Consider the following 20,042-nt stretch of genomic DNA (forward strand, 5'->3'; position numbering starts at 1 on the left):
GTTACCTCCACGGCAAAGCCTCAGGAGTACCCGCCCTCTGCCCGCTGTTCGGCCAGTTCCTCCTGGGCGCGGTCGAGCTCGCTTCGGTCATCGGTCGTCCGGTCGACCGCGGGCAGCTGGCTCGGATCGAAATAGGTGCGGAAGGCGGTGATCTTGCCGTCCTTTTCCTCCAGCACCGAGACGCCGCCATACCGGAAGGGCTTGCCATCGATCTGACCCCGGCTTTCCCATTCGAGGAAGGCGGTGCCGGCCTCTTCGGCCACGGCACGGAACTCGGAGGTGATCTCATCGAAGCTTGCATGATAATCGCGCCAGAAGCGGGCGGGCTCATCACCGCCCTTCCCCTCGCCCGACAGGATCGGGTTGGACACGATCGCATCCTCGTGGAACAGCGCGAGAACGGCCTCGACCTCGCCCTTCCGTTCCAGCCGCTTCAACGCCTCGACAAATTCATCCGCAAGCTTCGCCATGGGTTTTCCTTTCTAATGGGTGCTGTGTGACCAACCGAAAGGGTAGACGAGTGTTCCCGGATTGTTTTTCGAGGGGCGGCCTCTCCCGGACGCTGATCGATGGACCGGCCGGAGCGCTGATCAAAGCGGCAGCAGGGCATCCACCAGGCGTTCGATGGTTTCCGCCACACCATCGGCCACCAGAGCCTCGCGGATCAAGCCGCGCTTGGTGGTGAAATAAGCCTCGTCCGGCAGCGTCACCCGCGCGGCGACGGCGTGCGCATGCAAAGCCGCCGCCGCGAGATCGACGTGCAGGGCTTCCGTCGGATCATATTCCGGGATGGGGAGGGTCCAGACGAGGTTGTCGAAATCACGCGGGTCTCTTTGACCGACCGGCTGCAGGTCCTTCACGCGATCGAGGACGACCTTCGTGTTCAGGATCGCTGTGATGTAGGCGGCTTCTTCGAGCGAGTGTGCGGCTGACCAATAGGCCTTATGATCGATAATGACGTCGTCTTCCTTTATCCAGCAGGCACTTAGTCGCGTTCCTGCTTTTGTATAGAGAACTCGTATGGACGTCCGACTCGATTGGGCACGAAGCATTCCCATCGCATCCAGACGCTCAGCAAGGGACATGCGAGCATGGCCCTTGCCGTCCTTATTGCTGTGTTCGTTCCATTTCCCTTCAGCATCGCGAAGCCAACCAGACAGACCGCGATATCCACGCCCGTCCGCGCTGGCGGCCGTCAGGATCGTGCCATCCTCCATCGGCACCACACCCGTCACGAGATCAAGGATCCGGTAGGGCGCAACGGATTCGCCAAGTGCGATGCGGCGCAGGAACTGGCGCTCGATCGGCCCCTCCGGCGGCGTCACATCCGTCCAGGGCTTTTTGTCGAGATTGCCGATGCGGCCCCGCACGCGCGGTGCGTCACGACGGCTGCCAAGGCGTCCTGTGTTGGCCGTCTCCACGATAAAGAACCGGCGCGGCGTCAGCGTCGCACCCTGTCGGAACCGCGCCCGGTAGGGCGAAGCGGCAATCAGTGTTCGGGGTCTTGGCCATGCTGCATTGATATGCTGGAGAGCCTCCGCCGCCTCCGGCTCGGTGGCGTCCCGTCGTTTGAGAATACCCACCCAACGATCAAACTCTGCCGGTAATGGCGCGTCGCTATCGCGCTCGCCAAACAGAACGCAGGTGCTGGTCGTGCTGCTGCCGGACTGTGCCCCGAAGATCGGCCAGACCCGTTCCAGCCCCCAGGCGCCCGTGACCGCCACCTTGACGCGCTGCAGACCGCCATTGCGCATGCCGGCGAAGACCGGCGCGTTGAGCGCCGCATAGGGCAGGACCAGCGCCAGGCGTCCGCCTTCGCTGAGATAACGTTCGGCGCCGCGCGCCCAGAACAGGGCGAACATATCCTGATGCGTGGCGAGAGGTCCGCCGACCCAGAGCCCATAGCTTTGCAGCGCTTCGCGCAGGCGGTCCTTCATCTCCGCACTCAGGTGGCGATAGACGATCCAGGGTGGATTGCCGATCAGCACATCGGCGCGATGGTCCGGATGCGACAGCCAGACCGGCCGCAGAAGGTTGCGCAGGACAAAGGTCCAGATGTGGTTGCGACCATCGAGAAAGAGCTGCTTCAGCTGAGCAAAGGTGCGGCCCAGCATGGCGGCATCTTCCGCCATGGCGCCGGCGCGGGCAATCGCATCGCGCACCGCTTCCGGCTCGGCCAGCGTATTGAGCCCGCGGTTCAGCTCGTCCAGCGCCTGCTCGAACAAGCCGAGATCGCTCGCAAGACCGGCGGGAATCCGCAAGGGCGGATCATTGGGCGGCACATCGACCAGCACTTCAGCGGAGGTTCCAAGCGGCCGGAGGTTCCACTGCATGGAATCGCCCATATAGACCGGCACGGTCAGCACCGGCGGTCGGTCCTGCACCAGATCGCCAAGCGCCAGGAGCCAGGTGACGCGCGCGAGTGCCACCGCGACGGGATGCACGTCGATGCCGAAGACACGGTCGGCGCAGGCGGCGACAATCTCGGCGGGCGGCAGGCCTTCCTCCCGGCCCGTCGCAATCAGCCGGCGCAGCGCGTGGAACAGAAAAGTGCCTGATCCGCAGGACGGGTCGAGCACCCGTTGCTCCAGCGGGCGCGAGATAGCCGCCGAAACGACGCGCGCCGCCAGCCAGTCCGGCGTGTAATATTCGCCGAGATCATGGCGTTCGTCGGGATCGATCAGGCTTTCGTAAAGGCTTTTCAGAACATCGACTTCGACATCGCGCAGGCGAAAACGCCGCGTCTCGGCCGCCAGCGTGCGCACCAGTTCATCGCCGCCTGCCGCAAGCAGCGGCCAGTCGAAGAAATCCGCCTCGACGGCGCCGACAATGCCTTCGTTGGCCAAAAGCCGGCCCGACAGCATCTCTGCCGGATCGTCGATTTCCAAATCAAGCACACGCGCGGCGATCGCCTTCACCAGGATCGTCAGATAGGTGTGCTGGAGAAACAGCGCATCACTGCCGACGTCATCGCCGTAGACCTGACGCAACAGGCCATCCCACAGGTCGCGCTTCAGCCGCACTTCAGGATTGGCGCCGACTTCCGCCCACAGGCGCTGAAGCTCTCCATGGGCGCGGCCGAAAGCCAGGCTGTAGCGACCGAACGCGAGCGCGACGGCAATCGGGGTGGGCATCGCCTCGGGAACAGGAGACAAAAGCGGCTCAAGCCAGCTCAGCAGCCGGTCCGGATGCTGGACATCGACTTCGTAGCGACCGATCTGCGACAGGGCGCCGCGATCGAGCCGGTAGGCGATCAGCGTTGCGCCATCGGTGGCAAGGCCAACCGTCGTGCGGCCAGGTCCGCTGCTGCGGGCCGCATCCGCCAGATAATCGGGCATGCGCGCGACGACATCGCGCTCTTCGCGCCGAAGGTCGCTTTTCAACTCGATCACCGTGGCGCCCCAGGCCACGTCGATGCGACCGCTGTTATCGACGAGATATCGTTCGTGCTCCAGTTCGCTGAACCGGGCGCCAAAACCATCGCGCAGCAGATCCGTAACAAGCCCGCGCAGGGCCTCGTGCCTTGGCCTTGACGCCATGGAGCGAACGATGTCCGGAAGTCTGTCTCTGCGCCAGTTGTTCGCCATTATCCCCCCTTTTTCCACTTCCGCGTCATTGCCGGGACGGAAGCGAAGGCGTAAATTGACGACATCATGCGCCCGATACAAGCAGACTTATTCGCCCAAGACACCGCTGAACGCAATACGCTGTCGGAACAACAGCGCCAGGAACTCCGTGATAAGCTGGAAGCGACAATCGCGACGCTTGAGGCAACGGCGACTTTTCCCTGGCGGGACCCGCTCGACGCGGTTCACGAGGAAAACCGCTTCCAGCGCGGCAGCGACATGCTGGGCGAGGAAGGCGTGGCGCTGTGGGCACGATTCGACCGCGAGATGGAGCGGCTGCACGCAACGCAGTTTGCGTCAGACTGATCCACGAAATCGGTTAACTCACACCCCGCCCGACAGGCTGAAACAGGTCATCACGGCCGAATAATGCACGGCGGCGGCGGCGATGACGAAGCCGTGCCAGATGGCGTTCTGGAAGCGCAGGCGTTCCCAGACGTGGAAGATGACGCCGAGCGAATAGATGATGCCGCCGATGACGATCAGCCAGAGGGTGATTGACGGCAAAAGTTCGGAGAGATGCGGCACCACCACGACGCCGCTCCAGCCCATGCCGAGATAAAGCAGGATGGCGAGACGATCGTAGCGGCCGGGAAACAGGCATTTCAGCGTAATCCCGATCACCGCCATGGCCCAGACGAAGACCAGCATCGACAGAATCATCGGGTCGGAGGCACCGCGCTGCAGGAAGGGCGTGTAGGTCGCCGCGATCAGAACGTAGATCGCCGAATGGTCGAAACGGCGCAAGATCCATTTCGTCTTCGAATGCGGCCAGATGTTGTAGGTGAACGAGGTGGCGAGACAAAGCACCAGCCCGATGCCATAGACCCAGGCGGCAGCCAATTCCCCATGGCTCGAAAAGATGGTGGCATAGACAATAAGCGCGGTCACGCCGATCAGCGCCAACACGATGCCAATGCCGTGGATGACGCCATCGGCGACGATCTCGTGGAAATCATAGGTCCTGCCGAAGCGGAACAGGTCGGTCATGCGAGATCACTCAATGCAAAAGGTCGGCGGAGACGGTTTCATTGGCTGCAAGAATGCCGTCTGGGGGAGCAAGACGCAACCTTTGAGCCGGCACTTCTCCCATCACATTGCATTGTGATCGTTTAAGGATCGTTCAACGGCCACCGGCAAGTCCTTGCCTGTCGCGGCCACCGGGCCAGGGCGACAGGCAAGGAGGGACCGGAGACGGTTCAAGACGAGGCGCAATCGGCACAGAGTGCGGCATGCGGCACGGCGTCCAGCCGTTCCTTTGCAATCGGTTCGCCGCATTTGGCGCAATCGCCATAGGTGCCGTGGGCAATGCGCTCCAGCGCCGCCTCGATCGCCACGAGTTCCTTCTGTCCGGCCCCGCCCAGGCTTTCCAGCACCTCGTCATTGTTGCGTTCGATGGCGCGGTCGTCGTCATCTGCATTGCGCGGCTGGTCGAGATCGGTCTCGATGCGTTCCAGGCGCGTGGTGAGTTCGGCGCGCCGGGCGTTAAGGATCCTGGCGTAATGGCCGACATCAATGGTTTGCTGCATGGCGCGTCTCCCTGGCCTTGCCCTCAACGATCCACCAGGACCGAGCACTTGGCATGGCGCACCACACGGTCGGCGGTGGCGCCGATGAAATAATTGGAGAAATCCGGCACATGCGAAGCGAGCATGATGAGATCGGCCTTGTTGGCTTCGGCGGCGGCGAGGATTTCGTGCGCCGGACCGCCCTGGCGGATCTCGATCGTCGCATCAACCGCGAGCTTGTCGCGCAGGGCGCCAAGCTTGGCGTTGGCATCGGCCCGCGCCTGGCCCATCAGATCCATCGGGATGTCGATGGTGAGATAGCCCGGCACCTCCTCGACGACATTGACGATGACGAGCCTGCCTTCCGTATCGAGAAGGCTCGCCGCCTTGGCAAGCAGGCGCTCTCCCTTATCCAACTGGGCAATATCGACGGCAACGGTGATGCACTTGTACATGATCTGGCTCCCAATGTGCTGATGGGGCCACTCTTCACCCGTTGCGGTGGCGGCGCCTTGAGGGAAGTCAAATTCCCGTTGCGATCCGGCCGCCGCGAGATTGTTTCAGAATTGCGAACATTGTTTCGCCGTTTCGACAGCTTTGTTGAACGCGCGCGCACGCCTATATGGACGTTAACCCCTGTTCACCGAAAGCTGAGATGATGGCAGACACCCCTTCCCCCGCCTTTGCGCTGACACGGCCCGCCCATGTCGCCTCGGCTCACCTCGTGGTGCAGGATCTCGACCGGGTGGTGCGGTTCTACCGCGAGATCATCGGATTGTCGGTGCTGGAAAGCGCTCTCAGCGGCGTGGTGCTTGGCGTCGCGGGCGTGCCGCTTCTGACGCTCACGACCGGCACCACCGTCTCGCGGGCACCGCGCCGTGCCGCGGGTCTGTTTCACAACGCCTTCCTGGTGCCGGACCGGCCGGCGCTGGCCGCCTGGCTGGCGCATGCCGTGCATGCCGGTGTCCAGCTCGACGGCGCGTCCGATCACCTCGTCAGCGAGGCGATCTACCTCTCCGATCCGGAAGGCAACGGCATCGAGATCTACCGCGACCGGCAGCCTTCCGAGTGGACCTATCACGACGACGGGACCGTGGAGATGGCGACCGAGCGGCTTAACCTGCAGGCGCTCTATGACAGCGCGCCCAAGCAGCGGTTCGAAGGCATGGCAGAGGGGACGGCACTCGGCCACATCCATCTGCAGGTGGGCGAGGTTGCGCAGGCGGATGCCTTCTTCCGCGATGTGCTGGGGCTGAAGGTGATGGCGCGGTATCCGGGCGCGAGCTTTTTTGCGACGGGCGGTTATCATCACCATGTCGCCGCCAATATCTGGAACAGCCGCGGGGCGCAGGCCCGCCAGACCGGCATGACCGGTCTTGCCGATTACCGGCTGAAATTCAACGCCGAAGGCGACCTTCAGGCAGCACTGGCCGCTCTCGACCGACAGGAGATCGCGACCACCCGCACAAGCGAGGGATGGTCGCTGCGCGACCCCTGGGGCATGGGCCTGACGCTCCTCGCTTAAGGCCTGCTGGCGGGCTTGGAACCCTCTGTCTTCTGGCACGTTGATGGCGTCGATCAGGAGAACAACCTTTCATGTCCACCACCAGCGCCCGCACCCTGCGCAGCAAACGCCGCACCATCGAACACGAGGCGGCGCGGCAGGACGAAGTGGCCGTGTATGGCGACGCGACCGAGTTTTTGCCGCTGGGCCGCGAGGCGCTGGAAGTCGCCAAGGCCTGGGCCGTCATTGGCCTGTTCCTGATCGCCAGCATGGCCATCGTCGAACAGCTCGGCCTGCTGTTGAAGCCGCTGACGCTGGCGCTCGTCGTCGGCATGATTCTGGGCATGGTGGCCGACCGGATGGGCGAGATCGGCATTCCGCGCTTCGGCATCGCGATCATCCTCTCCTCGCTCGTCATGCTGGCCGTCTTCCTGCTGATCAATGCGCTCGCCGAGCCCTTGGCGATGCTGGTCAATGACGGACCGCGCGTGCTGGAGCAGATCGTCGGAAAGGTGACGCCGTTTCTCGAACGCCATCACTGGCTGAACATCAGCCCCTCCACCTTCGAGGCGGCGCCGATGACGATGGAGAAGCTCGTTGAAAACAGCGGGAGCGTGCTCAGCGTTCTATCCGGCAGCCTGACGCCGGCGATCGTGCAGGGCCTCATCTTCTTTGCCGGCCTGCTGCTGTTCCTCTATGGCCGGCTGCGGCTGCGCCGCACCCTGATCATGGCCTTTCCGAGCCGCCGCCAGCGCCTGCTGTCGATCCGCATCATGAATGCGATCGAGGAAGTGCTCGGCTATTATTTCGCCACCGCCAGCCTGATGTATCTGGGGCTCGGCGTGATCATGGCGGTGATCGCCTATCTGGGCGGGCTGCCGATGCCGGTGCTCTGGGGCGTTTTCGCCTTTCTCTCCAGCTTCATTCCTTTCCTCGGGATCACGCTGATGACGTTTTCCGTCGCGGTGGCCGGTGTCCTGACCCACGATGCGCTCCTGATCGCGCTTTTGCCGGCAACCGTCTTCTTCCTCGTTCACCTGATCATGGAGAACCTTTTGTTTCCCGCGGTGATGGGGCGGCAGTGGGAGATCAACCCCTTCCTCGTCTTCATCGCCATCCTGTTCTGGACCTGGATGTGGGGGGCGGTCGGCGCGATGCTGGCGCTGCCTTTGTCGCTGATCGTCATGACGATTGCGCAGGAGCTTTTCCCCGAGCGCCGGACGATGCCGCAACTGCCGGGATGAAGGTCCCGGCTTCGAGAGCCGGGACGTTTGTCGTCATTCGTAGAGATAATATTCCGACCACTCGTCGCGCGGCACCTTGGTGCCAACCTTGTAGTCGAAGGACTGGATCGTCAGGCCGTCCTCGGCCGTCTTGCACTTGTATTTCAGCCGGTACCATTCGCCCTTGCTGCGAAAGACGGCGCCCGGTGCCTTGAAGAGATCGCCCGCTTCCACGGTATCGCCAAAGGTGTAGGCAATCACCTTGTCGGGGCGGAAATCCCCCTCCTGCTTGGCAATGCGGCGCATGGCCTCGATGTCGCAACGCTGCTCGCGCCGCTCCTCGGGCGTCAGGCGGTCGAGCTGCTGAACGATGCTGCTGTCGAGCGCATGGGCGGGAAAAGCCGCCATCAGCGCAAGGCAGGCGGCGGCGGTCGAAGGTCTCAGTGTCATGTCATGTCCATCCAATGTGACTCGGACGGGGCGGAAACTAGGGGAGGTGTATCAAATTGACCACCTACCATTGCGGGAATAGGATGAAATGTGATCACGGCTCGGGGGACGGCATGCGGATGAGGCACGCACCATGACGATCGGCGACGGCGAGGCAACCGCCGCACCTCGGCCTCTGTCGGACGCGCGCAAGGAGCAGGTGAAGCTGCGCGCAACCTTTTTGAACGGGATCGGCATCGGGGTGATGCTGATCGGGGTGTTCACGCCGGTCACGCGGATGATCTACGGCGATATGAGCGCGGAGATCAGCCCCATTTGGTTGGCTCTCACTCCGCTTGGTTGCTTTGTCCTGGGCATCGCATTACATTGGGTCGGCAGCGTGATCCTGAAAGGATTAAGCCAGTGATCGAGACCATCATCCTGATTTCCCTGCCCGTGATTGGAGTCGCGATGGCCATTGGCTTTGTCTACTGGCAGAGCTGGCGCGATGGCGTGCTGCCCGGCCAGCGGTCGAAAGAGAAGTAGGCACCGGCATCCCCCTCCGACCGGGCTTGTTCTCGCCCGCGCCCCGGCCTATCTCTGGCACTCCTTCCCCTGATGCCGGAGTTCACCCTTGGCCCGAACCAAAGCCGTTTTCCAGAACCTCCCTACCCCACCGAACGCCAAGAAGGTTGCCTTCAGCGATACCCGCCACGGGATAACCCGCACGGATGATTACGCCTGGCTGCGCGCCGACAACTGGCAGGCAATGTTCAAGGACCCGTCGATCCTCGATCCGGAGATCCGGGCGCATCTGGAGGCGGAAAACGCCTACATGGAAGCCGCCCTTGGTGACACGGCCGACCTGCAGAAGGCCCTGTTTGCCGAAATGAAGGGGCGCATCAAGGAGGATGACAGCTCCGTTCCGGTGAAGGACGGCGCGTTTGCCTATGGCACGCTGTTCGTCACCGGCGGCGAGCAGGCGCATTATTTCCGCACCCCGCGCGACGGCGGCGACAGACACCTCCTGCTCGACGGCGACCGGGAAGCCGAGGGCAAGGACTATTTCCGGCTTGCCGGAATCGACCATTGCAGCGACCACAGCCACGGCATCTGGGGTTATGACGACAAGGGCTCGGAATATTTCACCCTTCGCGTGCGCAATCTCGAAACCGGTGAGGATCTTTCCGACGTGATCGAGAACACCGCCGGCGGCGGCGTCTGGGCGCCGGACGGCAAGAGTTTCTTCTACACGCTGCAGGACGAAAACCACCGCCCGTCCAAAGTCTTCCACCACATTGTCGGTCAGCCGCAATCGGCCGACCGGCTGGTCTACGAGGAGAAGGACCCGGGCTTCTTCATGGGTGTCGGCGGCTCGCTGCTGGACGACGTGATCTATATCGACATCCACGACCACGAGACCTCAGAATACCGCATCCTCTCGACCAGGGACCTGACCGCCGAACCTAAACTGGTAGCGGAGCGCGAAGAGGGCGTGGAATATTCCATGACCGAGGGCGGCGATATCTTCTACATCCTGACCAATGATGGCGGCGCCAAGGATTTCAAGATCATGGCCGCTCCCTTCGATCGCCCGGGCAAGGCGAATTGGGTGGACGTGGTGCCGCACGAGCCGGGCCGTCTCATCCTCTCGCATGCCGCCTATGCGCGCCATCTGATCTGGCTGGAACGCCGCGAGGGCCTGCCGCGCATCGTGATCATGGACCGCGCAAGCGGCGAGCAACATGCGATCGCCTTTGCCGAAGAGGCCTATTCGCTGGGGCTTCAGGGGGCGGCGGAATATGACACCGACGTCATCCGCTTCTCCTATTCCTCGATGACGACGCCGAGCCAGCTCTTCGACTACAACATGGCGACGCGCGAACGGGTGCTGTTGAAGACGCAGGAAGTGCCCTCCGGCCATAACCCGGACGACTACGTGACGCGCCGGGTGATGGCGCCCGCGCAGGACGGCGAACTGGTGCCGGTCTCGCTGCTCTACCGCCGCGACACCAAGCTCGACGGCTCGGCGCCCTGCCTGCTCTACGGTTACGGCGCCTATGGCGTGACGATCCCCGCCTCGTTTTCCACCAATACGCTGTCGCTCGCCGATCGCGGTTTTGTGTACGCCATCGCCCATGTCCGCGGCGGCAAGGACAAGGGTTTTGCCTGGTACGAAGACGGCAAGATGGAAGGCAAGCAAAACACCTTCAAGGACTTCATCGCCGCCGCCGACCATCTGGTGAAGGAAGGGGTCACCTCCTACGACAACATCATTGCCGAGGGCGGGTCTGCCGGCGGGATGCTGATGGGGGCGATCGCCAACATGGCGCCGGAAAAGTTTGCCGGCATCATCGCCGCGGTGCCGTTTGTCGACGTCTTGAACACCATGCTGGACGATACCCTGCCGCTCACCCCGCCGGAATGGCCGGAATGGGGCAATCCGCTCGAGTCGGAAGAGGAATATCGCTGGATCGCCGCCTATTCGCCCTATGACAATGTCGGCGACAAACCCTATCCGCCGATTCTCGCCATCTCCGGCCTCACCGACCCGCGCGTCACCTACTGGGAGCCAACCAAGTGGATCGCCCGGTTGCGCGACACGGCACCTGAGGCAGGTCCCTATCTCCTGAAGACCAACATGGCCGCCGGCCACGGCGGCAAGTCCGGCCGCTTCCAGCGGCTGGAGGAAATCGCCTTCGAATATGCGTTCGCGATCAAGGTGGCGGGGAAGATGTGAGGCGGCGCGTTTGTTGACAAGTTCGGCGACCAGCATCATATTCTCTTTTGAGCGAGGGCGCCGGACCATTGGTTACCCGGGATCGCTCAACAACTGGAGCCCACCTCATGGTGGGCTTTGGTTTTTCGGCTGGAGAGTGTCGCCCTTGGGAATGACCGAAAATAGCTCAGCGCGCGGCTTTCTGGCCGTCATCTCGGAGACAGCCTGATCGTAGATCGTGTTCCCCCAACGATCCTGCCGACCACGCAGGTTACGCAGACACGACATCTTCGCCGTTATGATTGCTATCGCTTCTTCCGCGAGCGCGTGCCGGATCTGCTCGATCATATCATCGATGGAATAGCCGTCGCGATGGGGGCTCACATAAAGATGTCGCCCGATAAACACGATTTCATTCTGGCCGAGTGGATGAAGATCTGCATCAAGTCTTGCAAAATTGATGTCCTCAAACTGTCTCGCCGAAAAATATCCGACCGAGATCAGCGGCGCCCTGCCCCCGCGTGCGAGAAGTTCCAGATTCCCTCTGATTTGCCGCTCGGCACCTGGATACATTGGCAACCTTGCTGTTCCCCACCCCATCAACAGATAGCTGAGGGAGCACACGCATGACAAGAAGAATTGCGCAATTCTTCCCTCTATCCGATTACGAGATGCCAGCAACTAAGGGCGATGCCCCGCCCTTCCCCTCACCCGCTCGCCAGCTTTCGCGGCCGCCCGCCATTTGATCCGTTGGCGCGTGCCGCAGCCGCCTTGGCGGGTGACGTGGTCTTTCCGGCCAAACGGGCCAGTGCCCTCAAGGCGGCAAGTCCGGCCGGTTCCAGCGACTGGAAGAAATCGCCTTCGAATATGCGTTCGCGACCAAGGTGGCGGGGAAGATGTGAGGCATTGACAAGGATCATCTGTGAACTACAGTTCACAGATGATCGAGGTCCGCCAACATCCGGATTTTGTGCGATGGCTCAGGAGCCTGAGAGATCGGGCAGCGCAGGTGCGCATTGCCATGCGGCTGGTGCGTCTTGAGGCCGGTCTGATGGGAGATGCCAAGTTCTTTGACGGCATCGGCGAGCTGCGCATCGATTATGGCCCGGGCTATCGGGTCTATTTCGTCAAGCGCGGCACGCGCTTGATCATTCTGCTGTGCGGCGGAGACAAGTCGAGCCAGGCCAGAGACATCGCGCAGGCGAAAAGGCTGGCGGAGGATGTACCATGACAGTCGAACCCATTCCCTTCGAAGCGAGCGAGTTCTTCGAGACGGTCGACAGCCAGGCGCTGCTGTTGAGCGATGCTCTGGAGACCGGCGATTGCGCCTATATCGCCCATGCCTTCGGCGTCATTGCCAAGGCGCGGGGCATGACGGGGATCGCCCGGGAAGCGGGCGTGACCCGCGAGGCGCTCTACAAGGCGCTGAGCGAAAAAGGTGATCCGAAACTGTCCACCCTTTTGGGCGTTGCCAAGGCGTTGGGCCTGAAGTTTACGGTCGTTCCAGCATCGGATGCGGCAGAATAGAGCGACGGCCGCCGGCGCCTGAAGCTCCACCCCGCCTCACGCTGTGGCACAACCCACCGCGGGGTGCGACGGCGACCCAGTTGCCCGAATCTCCGTCGCAAGAGCTTTGCGTGTAGAAACCTCCGCCGCTCACTCCGCCGGGGCGGTGCGCGGACGGCGGGTGGCGTGACGGACCTTGTCCAGCCGCCAGCGTATGCCGTCGATCAGCACGAAGGCGATCAGGCTCAAGCCCATGACCGGGAGCGCGAGACCGAGGGCGAGCGCCACCGCAAGGACGCAAAGCTTGCTGAGGGTCCCGAGATAGAGCCAGGACTGGATGAGCGTGCGGGCCGGTGCCCCCGGTGCCGGGCGGCGCTTCCACCAGAGCACATAGCCGTAGACGATCGAGACACAGAGCGCGCTGCCGATCACCGCCATGACGATCTGGTTGATGAGGCCGAACTTGATGCCCATGTGGATATCGATGCCCCAGCGGATCAGCTTCGGAATGATCGTGAAGGTGTCGAAATCGGCCCGGCTCGTCACCGTCATGCTGGCCGGGTCAATCGCGATCGTATCCACCTCCGTCGGGGTGGACCGGTCGTATTCGCGCACCATCCAGGCCTTGTCGGCGGATTTCGAGGGGCGGATCTCCACCATCGGCGAATTAATGCCGGCCGCCTTTGCGGTCGCAAGAACCGGATCCATCAGGGTCGCCGGATCAGGCAGGCCGGGGGTCGGCGCCGGCATCGTCGCCTTCATGTGATCGGCATGGGCGGCATGATCGGCGTGGCCGGCATGCGGGTCGGCAGTCAGCACGGCGGCGTCCAGCTTCAGCGACACCGAGGGCGTGATCCAGTTCAGCGACTGGCGCAGTGCATCGATGTTATCGCCGGCATATTTCGACCAGGTGAGCCCGGTCGCCGAGAGGAAGAGAAGTCCCGCCGCCAGCCACAGGCCGAGGGTCGTGTGCATTCGGCGGGCGCCGGCCTCTGGCGTCCTCTTCGTGCGTGCCGCATCGAAGCGGCGCCGCAAGGCCCAGAGCGTGACGCCGCCGAGTGTGGCGATCCACAGCCAGGAGGCGGCGAGTTCACTGTAGTTGCGGCCGATGGCGCCGAGCAGCAGATGACGGTGGAAGAGGTCGATGGTGAGGCGCAGAGGCAGGATACCGCTCGTGCCATAGACCACCAGATCCCCCTTCACGGCGAGCGTCACCGGATCGACGAAGACGGCGCGCGTTTCGGATTCGCCGAGCGTCGGGTCGGCAAACATCACCCGCGTGGTATCGCCGGGTCTCGGTGCCGGGCGGACGGCAAACAGGGAGGCATCCGGCCCGAGATACGTGCGCGCCGCATTCACCTGCCGCTCCAGGCTCTGGGCCTCGCCGGTGGCGCCGGTCAGATAGTCCCGGAAGACGTAGTTTTCGAGTTGAGGGGTCAGCACATAGAGCGTGCCGGACAGGGCCGCCACGAAGATGAACGGCCCGACGAAGAGGCCGATGTAGAAATGCAGCCGGGTGAGGAAGGCCCGCATTTCAGGACTGAGGAACGGCTTGGACGGGGCGGACCGGCTCATGAGCGGCCTCCGCGCGACGAGAGGGTGCGGCACGGAAGGGTGCGGAAAAGACGGGCGCAGTCAGGCGCGGGCGGGCAGCAGACGCCGCCACGATAAAAAGACAACATGGAAAAGATCTCCGAAGATCACGGATGTGGTGCCGCTGGTGTCTCACCAGCCGGCGGTTACAGCGTGCGGGAGATCAAGGGAGGACCGCGGGCCTGCGGCGTGTCGTAGAGCGTCGAGACCGCCGCACGCGCGCTAGCCGTGGCAAAGGGAACGGACTGGCTGGCCGGCTGATGGGACGGCAGGTCGCGCAGGACAGCGGCCAGCGCCGGGCCGGAACCGCAGGCGAGCTGGCAGAGGGCCAGACAATGCGCCTTGCCCTGATCACCGGCAGGGTCATCGGCGGGATGGGCGCCGATAGCGAGGCCGGACATGCTGGAACAGATGACGGCCTCGCTATCGAGTGCCGCGACCACCATCTTCTGCTGGAAATAGGCGCCGACGAACAGCTGAATCGCCAGCGCATAGCCCAGAAGGACTATGGTCAGGCCCTTCTGCAGCAGGCCGGGCGGGCAGGTGTCGCGTGTCGTCATCCCACAGCCTTGCCACAGCCGTGTTCCAGCGTCATCCCGCGAGAAGAATGATCCCCTGCGACATTTTATCGGGCCGCATCACGCCGGCCCGTCGCAACGGCTTGCCGTTCTGACGAACCCGGCAATATTAAACGGGAGTTCGGGCCGGGAGTCTTTATGTTTTCCAACCAGATCTGGTTTCTGAAGCAGATGATGCGGCGGTTGTGGTTTACCGCCACGCTGTATTGCCTGTTCGGCATTGCAACGGCGCTCGCCGCCATCTGGCTTGCGCCCTACCTGCCGGAGGATCTGCCGCGCACCTTTGGTGCGAAATCGGTGGATTCGATCCTCACCATCATTGCCTCCAGCATGCTGGCGGTGACGACCTTTTCGCTGACCACGCTGGTGTCGGCCACCAGTGCTGCGGCCAACAGCGCCACGCCGCGCGCCACAAGCCTGCTTCTGGAAGACCGCACGGCGCAACGGGCGCTCTCCACCTTTCTCGGCTCCTTCCTGTTTTCGCTGATCGGCCTGATTGCGCTCAATACCGAGCTTTACGGCGAGCGCGGGCGTTTTCTCCTGTTTCTCTCCACCCTTTTGATGGTGGCGCTGATCGTTGTGACGCTGCTGCGCTGGATCGACCATCTGGCGGGGCTTGGCCGCGTCGGCGAGACCATTTCACGGGTGGAGGATGCCGCAAGCGGGGCGCTTTCCGCCCACCGCAGGGACCCGAGCCTCGGAGCCCGGGCCTGGCAGGCACCGCCGGCCGGGGCCATCGACATCCTGCATGACACGGTGGGCTATGTGCAGTATCTCGACATGGCATCGATCGGCCGGCTGGCGGAACAACTCGATGCGACGATCCACGTCACCCGCCGGCCTGGCAGCCAGTGCGACCCGTCCGAGCCCATCGCGCATCTGGTGCTGAAGGATCACGGGCAGACGCTGTCGCCCGAGTCTGTCGCAAGCCTGCGGGCCGCCTTTTCGATCGGCGATCGCCGCTCCTTCGACCAGGATCCGCGGTTTGGCCTGATCACGCTGTCGGAAATCGCCTCCAAGGCGCTGTCGCCCGGCATCAACGATCCCGGCACGGCGATCGACGTTCTGGCGACCATCACGAGGCTTCTGGCGCAGGCGCCTCACAGCGAACCGGCGCCGGTGCGGCACGACAGGGTCTATGTGGCGCCACTTTCCGACGAGGAACTGCTCGATGCCGCCTTCATGCCGATCTCGCGGGACGGCGCCGGCCAGGTGGAGGTGGCGATCCGCCTGCAGAAATCACTGGCGGCGATTGCCGCTGCCGGGATCGACGACCGGGCGGCCTGCCGCCGGATAGCACGCTCTGCGCTCGGACGGGCGACGGCCGCATTGTCCTTTGAGGAGGACCGCGAGCGGCTTGAGGCCGTGCATTCCCGCCTCTTTTCGCAAGCCGACTGAAAGAGAGTGTTAACCCTTTGCCGGTCAACTGGTCGGCAGGTTTTCACGTGGCTTTACGACACGCGCCGCGGCGCAAAGCAGCGACAACCGCGATAACGGCGCGCGTGTCAACGCCCAAAAACCCGGACTACGGCAAAGCCGCAAGCCTCGCGCAAGCTTCAATGGTTAATGAAGGTTTAATACCTTCAGAATCATGAGCCAGCGCCATGCAGATTGAAAGCCGACTGAGTGGCTACGGTTACCCCGCAAAGCCATATACACTGGACCGCAAGGCAGAAGAAAACGTGCCCTCGACCAGTGAAGGCCGCCGTTACAGCGACGGCGCCATCACCGGCAGCAGCACGCTTCTGTCGTCCTCGCTCGCCAATGCGCTCTGGGCCGTCGAAGGCGACCGTCACGACGCCAGCGAATCCCGCGCCTCCTCCATCGCGCAGGTGGAAGACATCTACTCCGAATTCTGACCCCTCGACCCTGATCCATCGAGGCCTGACCCATCGCCGCGTCAGGCTGGCGTGACCTCCATCGTCACATGCGAGAGACCTTTCAGGTCGGCAATCTTTTGCTTGTAAGCCTCCGGCGGCTGCGGCCTCTCTGTCACCAACGAGACGATGGCCGCGTGATGGCCGGGCCCCACCTGCCAGACGTGCAGATCGGTGATCCTTTCCCCCTCCCCTTCCAGACGCGCGCGGATCGACCGGGTCAATTGCCCTTCGCCGGGTACCGCATCCAGCAGCACGCGCGAGGTGTCGCGGATCAGGCTGAACGACCAGCGCGCAATGACCAGACCGCCGACAATGCCCATGACCGGATCGAGCCAGACGAGACCATAGGCCCGCCCCAGCAGTAGGGCGACGATGGCAAGCACCGAGGTCAAGGCATCGGCCAGCACATGCAGATAGGCAGCCCGCAGATTGTTGTCTGCCCCGGCGTGGTGGCCATGGTGACCATGATGGCCGTGGTGCCCGTGGTGCCCGTGATGACCATCGTGATGATGGGCGCCCTTGTGCCGGTGATCGTCATGGTGATGCCCGTGATGGTGCGTATCCTTCAGCAGCCAGGCGCTGGCCAGATTGACGACAAGCCCGAGCACCGCCACCAGGATGGCCTGATCAAAGGCGATGGCACCCGGCGCATACAGGCGCAGCAGGCTTTCCACGGCAATCAGGAGGGCGATCAGCGCCAGCGCCACGGCGCTCGCAAAACCGGCGAGATCCCCCAGCTTGCCGGTGCCGAAGGTGAAGCGGCTATTGTGCGCCTCGCGCCGCGCATACCAATAGGCGCCGGCGGCAATCAGCATGGCGCCGGCATGGGTGGACATGTGCCAGCCATCCGCCAGAAGCGCCATGGAGCCATAAACCGTGCCGGCAACGATTTCCGCCACCATGGTGACGGCCGTCAGGGCGATGACGAGCCAGACCTTGCGTTCATTCCGGCTGTGGTTTTCGCCGAGAAAGACATGGGCGTGGGTATGGGCGTGGTGATGGTGTTCATCAAGGTGATCGTGATGGCCGTGGCCGGTCCCGCTGGCGGTTTCCATGGGGTTTCCTCCGTGTTGCTGCATCGTCTTCGTTCTGTCAGCGGATATAGGTGCGCAAAACCTCGGCCAGTTCCGCAGCGGCCGCCTCGCGCTCGGCCTCGCTTGCCGCATGCACGACATGTTCGTGCAGGTGATCGTGCATCACCTCACCGGTGAGGCCCGAGAGCGCTCCGCGGATGGACGCCAGCAGTTGCAGCACCTCGCCGCAGGGTTTTTCCGCCAGAAGCGCACGCTCCACCGCCTCCATCTGCCCTTTGAGGCGGCGGACCCGCGTCAAAAGCTTGTCCCTGTCCCGAACCGTGTGCGTCATGCGAAAGCCTCAATACCATAGGGGGGTACCCTATCTTGTACAGGGACAAACCGGGTTTGGCAAATCCATGCGGCAAGGCGGTCCCGGTACGAACCGGGACCGCCTTGATGATGACACAACAGGACAGGAGGAGCCCAGCCGGACGGCCGGTTCCTCGCAGCCCGCCTCAGTGGGCGTGGCCATGATGATGGTCGGCGTGTTGGCCGTCGTGCGCGCAGCACGCACCGCCGCCTTTGGCCTTAGCCTGCCCCGCCTGCCCGTGATCATGCGGATCGAGATCCGGGTCGATCGCGCCGCCCGCCCGCCATTCGGCAAAGGACTGGGTCAGGATCTGGAAGGACGACGTCAGGAACAGGCCGGCCATGACGGCGGCGACCGCCAGATCCGGCCAGGCGGTGGCCGTGCCCCAGACGCCGAGTGCGGCGATCATGACGACCACATTGCCGATCGCATCATTGCGCGAGCAGAGCCAGACCGAGCGGACATTGGCATCGCCATCCTTGTAGTTGACCAGCAACAGCACGCTTGCCAGGTTGGCGGCAAGCGCCAGGAAACCGATGACGCCCATGATCGGCGCTTCCGGCACGCCGGTGACAAAGACGCGGTAGACGGTGGACCCGAAGACGAAGAGGCCCATCAGGAACAGGCTGAGGCCCTTTGCCGCCGCCGCCAGCGTGCGCACCTTCAGGGACGCGCCGATCACCGCAAGCGAAATGCCGTAGGTGACGGAATCGGCGAAGAAATCCAGCGCATCCGCCTGCAGCGCCTGGGAACCGGCCATGCGCCCCGCCGTCATTTCCACGAAAAACATCACCGCATTGATGGCGATGACCGCCCAGAGGCGCCGTTTGTAATCGGCCGAAAGGCCCTCGAATGTGCCGTGATGATGGCCGCAGCCCGCGCTCATGATGTCACCTTCTCGCTTGCAATTTTCTGGTGACACCACAGATAATCCCTCTAGTGACTAGAGGTTCAAGAGGGTTTTCGAAAATGTTCTCGATCGGCGACGTGTCGAAGCGGACGGGCGTGAAGGTGCCGACCATCCGCTACTATGAGCAGATGGGGCTGATGGCACCCTCGGAACGCTCCGAGGGCAACCAGCGGCGCTACAGCCGCACGGATGTGGAGCGGCTGACTTTTATCCGCCACGCCCGCGACCTCGGCTTCGAGATCGACCGCATCCGCGAGCTGATTGCGCTCAGCCACCACAAGGACGCGCCGTGCGACGGCGCAGACCGCATCGCGACTGCCCATCTCACCGAAGTGCGCCAGAAGATCGACCAGCTGAAGCGGCTGGAGACGGAGCTGGAACGCATCGTCTCCCACTGCGGCGGCCATACGGTGGAGGATTGCTATGTGATCCGCGCGCTCTCGGACCATGGGCTGTGCGAGCACGAGCATTGAGGGAGTTGGGCCCGGATTTGCTTCCCCCGTGCGGTACCCAAGTCGGGCGAGAGCTCATGTCCCCTGTTGCGGATCATCCTTTGCCCGCGCGGCAAGGCGTTCCGGTCGTAGATCTTTTCCGGCATACAGAAAGCCCAGCACCATCAACGTGTGCGCCCGGACCACAAACGCGATGCTCATCCTGCGCCGGTATCCGATGATACGCATGTCTTTGAAGGCGCCCCCTCTTACCGTTCCCCGCTCCGGAAAATCAGCGAGCCGCTCCAGAAACTGCTGAAGACCGGAAACATAGCTCCATGCCCGTTCGGCCCCCGCACGATCGGCGATATAATCGTAAACCTCGCGCAACTCCTGCGCCGCCTCCGCGTGAATGACGACGCGGTATCTCATGAGCCAGCCGAAACGCCCTTCCGGTGCCGCTCGGCCAGATCCGCAAAGACATCCGACGCAGCCAGAAAGCGTTCAGGCCGGTTCTCGATGTCGGTGAGACGCGGCCGGACATCGTTGTCCAACCAGTCCTCACGTTCGCGATCCTGATCCTCGATGAGGGCCAGGCCGTGGCGCACGAGATCGGCTGCATCCTCGAAGCGACCGGTCGAAAGATGCCGCGCAATCCTCTGCTCGTCCTCCGGCGTCAACGACAATTTCACCACCATGACGCACCTCCTGTCGTAACCACTCTACCACCGTCGCCGCGCCGCGTCACA

At 63.3% G+C, this 20,042-nt stretch carries 26 protein-coding genes; 11 read left to right on the top strand and 15 right to left on the bottom strand.

Annotated elements, in window-relative coordinates; all coding sequences use genetic code 11:
- Positions 1–20 precede the first annotated feature (20 nt).
- Complete coding sequence (locus G6N78_RS00380) at positions 21–470, bottom strand: nuclear transport factor 2 family protein (protein ID WP_165214378.1); 450 nt, start codon at positions 468–470, stop codon at positions 21–23.
- A gap of 120 nt (positions 471–590) precedes the next feature.
- Positions 591–3,539, bottom strand: a complete 2,949-nt coding sequence (locus G6N78_RS00385) for a class I SAM-dependent methyltransferase (protein ID WP_165214380.1) — start codon at positions 3,537–3,539, stop codon at positions 591–593.
- A gap of 114 nt (positions 3,540–3,653) precedes the next feature.
- On the opposite strand from G6N78_RS00385, the gene G6N78_RS00390 reads away from it, so the two are divergent.
- Positions 3,654–3,932: a hypothetical protein gene (locus tag G6N78_RS00390; protein ID WP_165214382.1), complete on the top strand. Its 279-nt coding sequence runs from the start codon at positions 3,654–3,656 to the stop codon at positions 3,930–3,932.
- Positions 3,933–3,950: 18 nt separating this feature from the next.
- On the opposite strand, the gene trhA is transcribed toward G6N78_RS00390, so the two are convergent.
- From trhA to G6N78_RS00405, 3 genes are all read right to left on the bottom strand, one after another.
- Positions 3,951–4,616 (bottom strand): PAQR family membrane homeostasis protein TrhA, encoded by a 666-nt coding sequence (gene trhA / locus G6N78_RS00395; protein WP_165214384.1) that lies wholly within the window; start codon positions 4,614–4,616, stop codon positions 3,951–3,953.
- A 209-nt stretch (positions 4,617–4,825) separates the two neighbouring features.
- Complete coding sequence (locus G6N78_RS00400) at positions 4,826–5,155, bottom strand: TraR/DksA family transcriptional regulator (protein WP_165214386.1); 330 nt, start codon at positions 5,153–5,155, stop codon at positions 4,826–4,828.
- Positions 5,156–5,178: 23 nt separating this feature from the next.
- A complete protein-coding gene (locus G6N78_RS00405) occupies positions 5,179–5,589 on the bottom strand; it encodes a universal stress protein (protein ID WP_165214388.1) in 411 nt (136 codons plus the stop codon).
- Between the two features lie 203 nt (positions 5,590–5,792).
- Here G6N78_RS00405 and G6N78_RS00410 point away from each other — a divergent pair, with 203 nt between their 5' ends.
- Together G6N78_RS00410 and G6N78_RS00415 are read left to right on the top strand one after the other, a co-directional pair.
- The gene (locus tag G6N78_RS00410; protein ID WP_165214390.1) at positions 5,793–6,659 is read left to right on the top strand and encodes a VOC family protein; all 867 of its coding nucleotides are present in this window, start codon (positions 5,793–5,795) and stop codon (positions 6,657–6,659) included.
- 71 nt (positions 6,660–6,730) lie between these two features.
- Positions 6,731–7,882, top strand: coding sequence for an AI-2E family transporter (locus G6N78_RS00415; RefSeq protein WP_165214392.1), 1,152 nt, complete (start codon positions 6,731–6,733; stop codon positions 7,880–7,882).
- A gap of 33 nt (positions 7,883–7,915) precedes the next feature.
- On the opposite strand, the gene G6N78_RS00420 is transcribed toward G6N78_RS00415, so the two are convergent.
- The gene (locus G6N78_RS00420; protein ID WP_165214394.1) at positions 7,916–8,311 is read right to left on the bottom strand and encodes a DUF930 domain-containing protein; all 396 of its coding nucleotides are present in this window, start codon (positions 8,309–8,311) and stop codon (positions 7,916–7,918) included.
- A gap of 133 nt (positions 8,312–8,444) precedes the next feature.
- On the opposite strand from G6N78_RS00420, the gene G6N78_RS00425 reads away from it, so the two are divergent.
- From G6N78_RS00425 to G6N78_RS00430, 3 genes are all read left to right on the top strand, one after another.
- Complete coding sequence (locus G6N78_RS00425; protein WP_165214403.1) at positions 8,445–8,717, top strand: hypothetical protein; 273 nt, start codon at positions 8,445–8,447, stop codon at positions 8,715–8,717.
- Positions 8,714–8,836, top strand: coding sequence for a hypothetical protein (locus G6N78_RS25910; RefSeq protein WP_272955619.1), 123 nt, complete (start codon positions 8,714–8,716; stop codon positions 8,834–8,836). The genes G6N78_RS00425 and G6N78_RS25910 overlap by 4 nt, the downstream gene beginning before the upstream one ends.
- 88 nt (positions 8,837–8,924) lie before the next feature.
- On the top strand, positions 8,925–11,030 hold the full coding sequence (locus G6N78_RS00430) for a S9 family peptidase (protein ID WP_165214405.1): 2,106 nt from the start codon (positions 8,925–8,927) through the stop codon (positions 11,028–11,030).
- Between the two features lie 105 nt (positions 11,031–11,135).
- Here G6N78_RS00430 and G6N78_RS00435 read toward each other — a convergent pair whose 3' ends face one another.
- On the bottom strand, positions 11,136–11,582 hold the full coding sequence (locus G6N78_RS00435; protein WP_165214231.1) for a hypothetical protein: 447 nt from the start codon (positions 11,580–11,582) through the stop codon (positions 11,136–11,138).
- Between the two features lie 134 nt (positions 11,583–11,716).
- Positions 11,717–11,929: a hypothetical protein gene (locus tag G6N78_RS25685; protein WP_206531587.1), complete on the bottom strand. Its 213-nt coding sequence runs from the start codon at positions 11,927–11,929 to the stop codon at positions 11,717–11,719.
- A gap of 20 nt (positions 11,930–11,949) precedes the next feature.
- Between G6N78_RS25685 and G6N78_RS00445 the strand changes: the two genes are divergently transcribed.
- Both G6N78_RS00445 and G6N78_RS00450 read left to right on the top strand, forming a co-directional pair.
- Positions 11,950–12,240 (top strand): type II toxin-antitoxin system RelE/ParE family toxin, encoded by a 291-nt coding sequence (locus G6N78_RS00445; RefSeq protein WP_165221076.1) that lies wholly within the window; start codon positions 11,950–11,952, stop codon positions 12,238–12,240.
- Complete coding sequence (locus G6N78_RS00450) at positions 12,237–12,536, top strand: addiction module antidote protein (protein WP_165214407.1); 300 nt, start codon at positions 12,237–12,239, stop codon at positions 12,534–12,536. Before G6N78_RS00445 ends, G6N78_RS00450 begins: the two co-directional genes overlap by 4 nt.
- A gap of 129 nt (positions 12,537–12,665) precedes the next feature.
- Here G6N78_RS00450 and G6N78_RS00455 read toward each other — a convergent pair whose 3' ends face one another.
- Entirely contained in the window at positions 12,666–14,090 is a 1,425-nt protein-coding gene (locus G6N78_RS00455) for a PepSY-associated TM helix domain-containing protein (protein WP_206531588.1), read from the bottom strand.
- A 164-nt stretch (positions 14,091–14,254) separates the two neighbouring features.
- Positions 14,255–14,668 carry a DUF2946 family protein gene (locus G6N78_RS00460; RefSeq protein ID WP_165214409.1) on the bottom strand — a complete coding sequence of 138 codons (414 nt, stop codon included), beginning with the start codon at positions 14,666–14,668 and terminating at the stop codon, positions 14,255–14,257.
- A gap of 156 nt (positions 14,669–14,824) precedes the next feature.
- On the opposite strand from G6N78_RS00460, the gene G6N78_RS00465 reads away from it, so the two are divergent.
- Entirely contained in the window at positions 14,825–16,084 is a 1,260-nt protein-coding gene (locus G6N78_RS00465; RefSeq protein ID WP_165214411.1) for a DUF2254 domain-containing protein, read from the top strand.
- 206 nt (positions 16,085–16,290) lie between these two features.
- Positions 16,291–16,545 carry a hypothetical protein gene (locus G6N78_RS00470; RefSeq protein WP_165214413.1) on the top strand — a complete coding sequence of 85 codons (255 nt, stop codon included), beginning with the start codon at positions 16,291–16,293 and terminating at the stop codon, positions 16,543–16,545.
- 41 nt (positions 16,546–16,586) lie between these two features.
- Here G6N78_RS00470 and dmeF read toward each other — a convergent pair whose 3' ends face one another.
- From dmeF to G6N78_RS00485, 3 genes are all read right to left on the bottom strand, one after another.
- Positions 16,587–17,621: a CDF family Co(II)/Ni(II) efflux transporter DmeF gene (gene dmeF / locus G6N78_RS00475; protein ID WP_206531589.1), complete on the bottom strand. Its 1,035-nt coding sequence runs from the start codon at positions 17,619–17,621 to the stop codon at positions 16,587–16,589.
- Positions 17,622–17,658: 37 nt separating this feature from the next.
- Complete coding sequence (gene dmeR / locus G6N78_RS00480; RefSeq protein WP_165214428.1) at positions 17,659–17,931, bottom strand: Ni(II)/Co(II)-sensing transcriptional repressor DmeR; 273 nt, start codon at positions 17,929–17,931, stop codon at positions 17,659–17,661.
- Between the two features lie 166 nt (positions 17,932–18,097).
- On the bottom strand, positions 18,098–18,838 hold the full coding sequence (locus G6N78_RS00485) for a cation efflux transmembrane domain-containing protein (RefSeq protein ID WP_165214431.1): 741 nt from the start codon (positions 18,836–18,838) through the stop codon (positions 18,098–18,100).
- Between the two features lie 83 nt (positions 18,839–18,921).
- Here G6N78_RS00485 and G6N78_RS00490 point away from each other — a divergent pair, with 83 nt between their 5' ends.
- Positions 18,922–19,335 carry a MerR family transcriptional regulator gene (locus tag G6N78_RS00490; RefSeq protein ID WP_165214434.1) on the top strand — a complete coding sequence of 138 codons (414 nt, stop codon included), beginning with the start codon at positions 18,922–18,924 and terminating at the stop codon, positions 19,333–19,335.
- A gap of 54 nt (positions 19,336–19,389) precedes the next feature.
- Here the strand turns inward: G6N78_RS00490 and G6N78_RS00495 are convergent, their stop codons facing one another.
- Together G6N78_RS00495 and G6N78_RS00500 are read right to left on the bottom strand one after the other, a co-directional pair.
- Positions 19,390–19,725, bottom strand: a complete 336-nt coding sequence (locus G6N78_RS00495; RefSeq protein ID WP_165214437.1) for a type II toxin-antitoxin system RelE/ParE family toxin — start codon at positions 19,723–19,725, stop codon at positions 19,390–19,392.
- Positions 19,722–19,991, bottom strand: a complete 270-nt coding sequence (locus G6N78_RS00500) for a ribbon-helix-helix domain-containing protein (RefSeq protein ID WP_165214440.1) — start codon at positions 19,989–19,991, stop codon at positions 19,722–19,724. The genes G6N78_RS00495 and G6N78_RS00500 overlap by 4 nt, the downstream gene beginning before the upstream one ends.
- Between the last annotated feature and the right edge of the window lie 51 nt (positions 19,992–20,042).

The sequence above is a fragment of the Allorhizobium pseudoryzae genome (assembly GCF_011046245.1).
GTDB lineage: Bacteria > Pseudomonadota > Alphaproteobacteria > Rhizobiales > Rhizobiaceae > Neorhizobium > Neorhizobium pseudoryzae.

Bases quoted from the DNA above. Each gene is read 5' to 3' on its own strand.
- G6N78_RS00380 (WP_165214378.1), bottom strand. From the start codon at position 470: ATGGCGAAGCTTGCGGATGAATTTGTCGAGGCGTTGAAGCGGCTGGAA.
- G6N78_RS00385 (WP_165214380.1), bottom strand. From the start codon at position 3,539: ATGGCGTCAAGGCCAAGGCACGAGGCCCTGCGCGGGCTTGTTACGGAT.
- G6N78_RS00390 (WP_165214382.1), top strand. From the start codon at position 3,654: ATGCGCCCGATACAAGCAGACTTATTCGCCCAAGACACCGCTGAACGC.
- trhA (WP_165214384.1), bottom strand. From the start codon at position 4,616: ATGACCGACCTGTTCCGCTTCGGCAGGACCTATGATTTCCACGAGATC.
- G6N78_RS00400 (WP_165214386.1), bottom strand. From the start codon at position 5,155: ATGCAGCAAACCATTGATGTCGGCCATTACGCCAGGATCCTTAACGCC.
- G6N78_RS00405 (WP_165214388.1), bottom strand. From the start codon at position 5,589: ATGTACAAGTGCATCACCGTTGCCGTCGATATTGCCCAGTTGGATAAG.
- G6N78_RS00410 (WP_165214390.1), top strand. From the start codon at position 5,793: ATGGCAGACACCCCTTCCCCCGCCTTTGCGCTGACACGGCCCGCCCAT.
- G6N78_RS00415 (WP_165214392.1), top strand. From the start codon at position 6,731: ATGTCCACCACCAGCGCCCGCACCCTGCGCAGCAAACGCCGCACCATC.
- G6N78_RS00420 (WP_165214394.1), bottom strand. From the start codon at position 8,311: ATGACACTGAGACCTTCGACCGCCGCCGCCTGCCTTGCGCTGATGGCG.
- G6N78_RS00425 (WP_165214403.1), top strand. From the start codon at position 8,445: ATGACGATCGGCGACGGCGAGGCAACCGCCGCACCTCGGCCTCTGTCG.
- G6N78_RS00435 (WP_165214231.1), bottom strand. From the start codon at position 11,582: ATGTATCCAGGTGCCGAGCGGCAAATCAGAGGGAATCTGGAACTTCTC.
- G6N78_RS25685 (WP_206531587.1), bottom strand. From the start codon at position 11,929: ATGATCCTTGTCAATGCCTCACATCTTCCCCGCCACCTTGGTCGCGAA.
- G6N78_RS00445 (WP_165221076.1), top strand. From the start codon at position 11,950: ATGATCGAGGTCCGCCAACATCCGGATTTTGTGCGATGGCTCAGGAGC.
- G6N78_RS00450 (WP_165214407.1), top strand. From the start codon at position 12,237: ATGACAGTCGAACCCATTCCCTTCGAAGCGAGCGAGTTCTTCGAGACG.
- G6N78_RS00455 (WP_206531588.1), bottom strand. From the start codon at position 14,090: ATGAGCCGGTCCGCCCCGTCCAAGCCGTTCCTCAGTCCTGAAATGCGG.
- G6N78_RS00460 (WP_165214409.1), bottom strand. From the start codon at position 14,668: ATGACGACACGCGACACCTGCCCGCCCGGCCTGCTGCAGAAGGGCCTG.
- G6N78_RS00465 (WP_165214411.1), top strand. From the start codon at position 14,825: ATGTTTTCCAACCAGATCTGGTTTCTGAAGCAGATGATGCGGCGGTTG.
- G6N78_RS00470 (WP_165214413.1), top strand. From the start codon at position 16,291: ATGCAGATTGAAAGCCGACTGAGTGGCTACGGTTACCCCGCAAAGCCA.
- dmeF (WP_206531589.1), bottom strand. From the start codon at position 17,621: ATGGAAACCGCCAGCGGGACCGGCCACGGCCATCACGATCACCTTGAT.
- dmeR (WP_165214428.1), bottom strand. From the start codon at position 17,931: ATGACGCACACGGTTCGGGACAGGGACAAGCTTTTGACGCGGGTCCGC.
- G6N78_RS00485 (WP_165214431.1), bottom strand. From the start codon at position 18,838: ATGAGCGCGGGCTGCGGCCATCATCACGGCACATTCGAGGGCCTTTCG.
- G6N78_RS00490 (WP_165214434.1), top strand. From the start codon at position 18,922: ATGTTCTCGATCGGCGACGTGTCGAAGCGGACGGGCGTGAAGGTGCCG.
- G6N78_RS00495 (WP_165214437.1), bottom strand. From the start codon at position 19,725: ATGAGATACCGCGTCGTCATTCACGCGGAGGCGGCGCAGGAGTTGCGC.
- G6N78_RS00500 (WP_165214440.1), bottom strand. From the start codon at position 19,991: ATGGTGGTGAAATTGTCGTTGACGCCGGAGGACGAGCAGAGGATTGCG.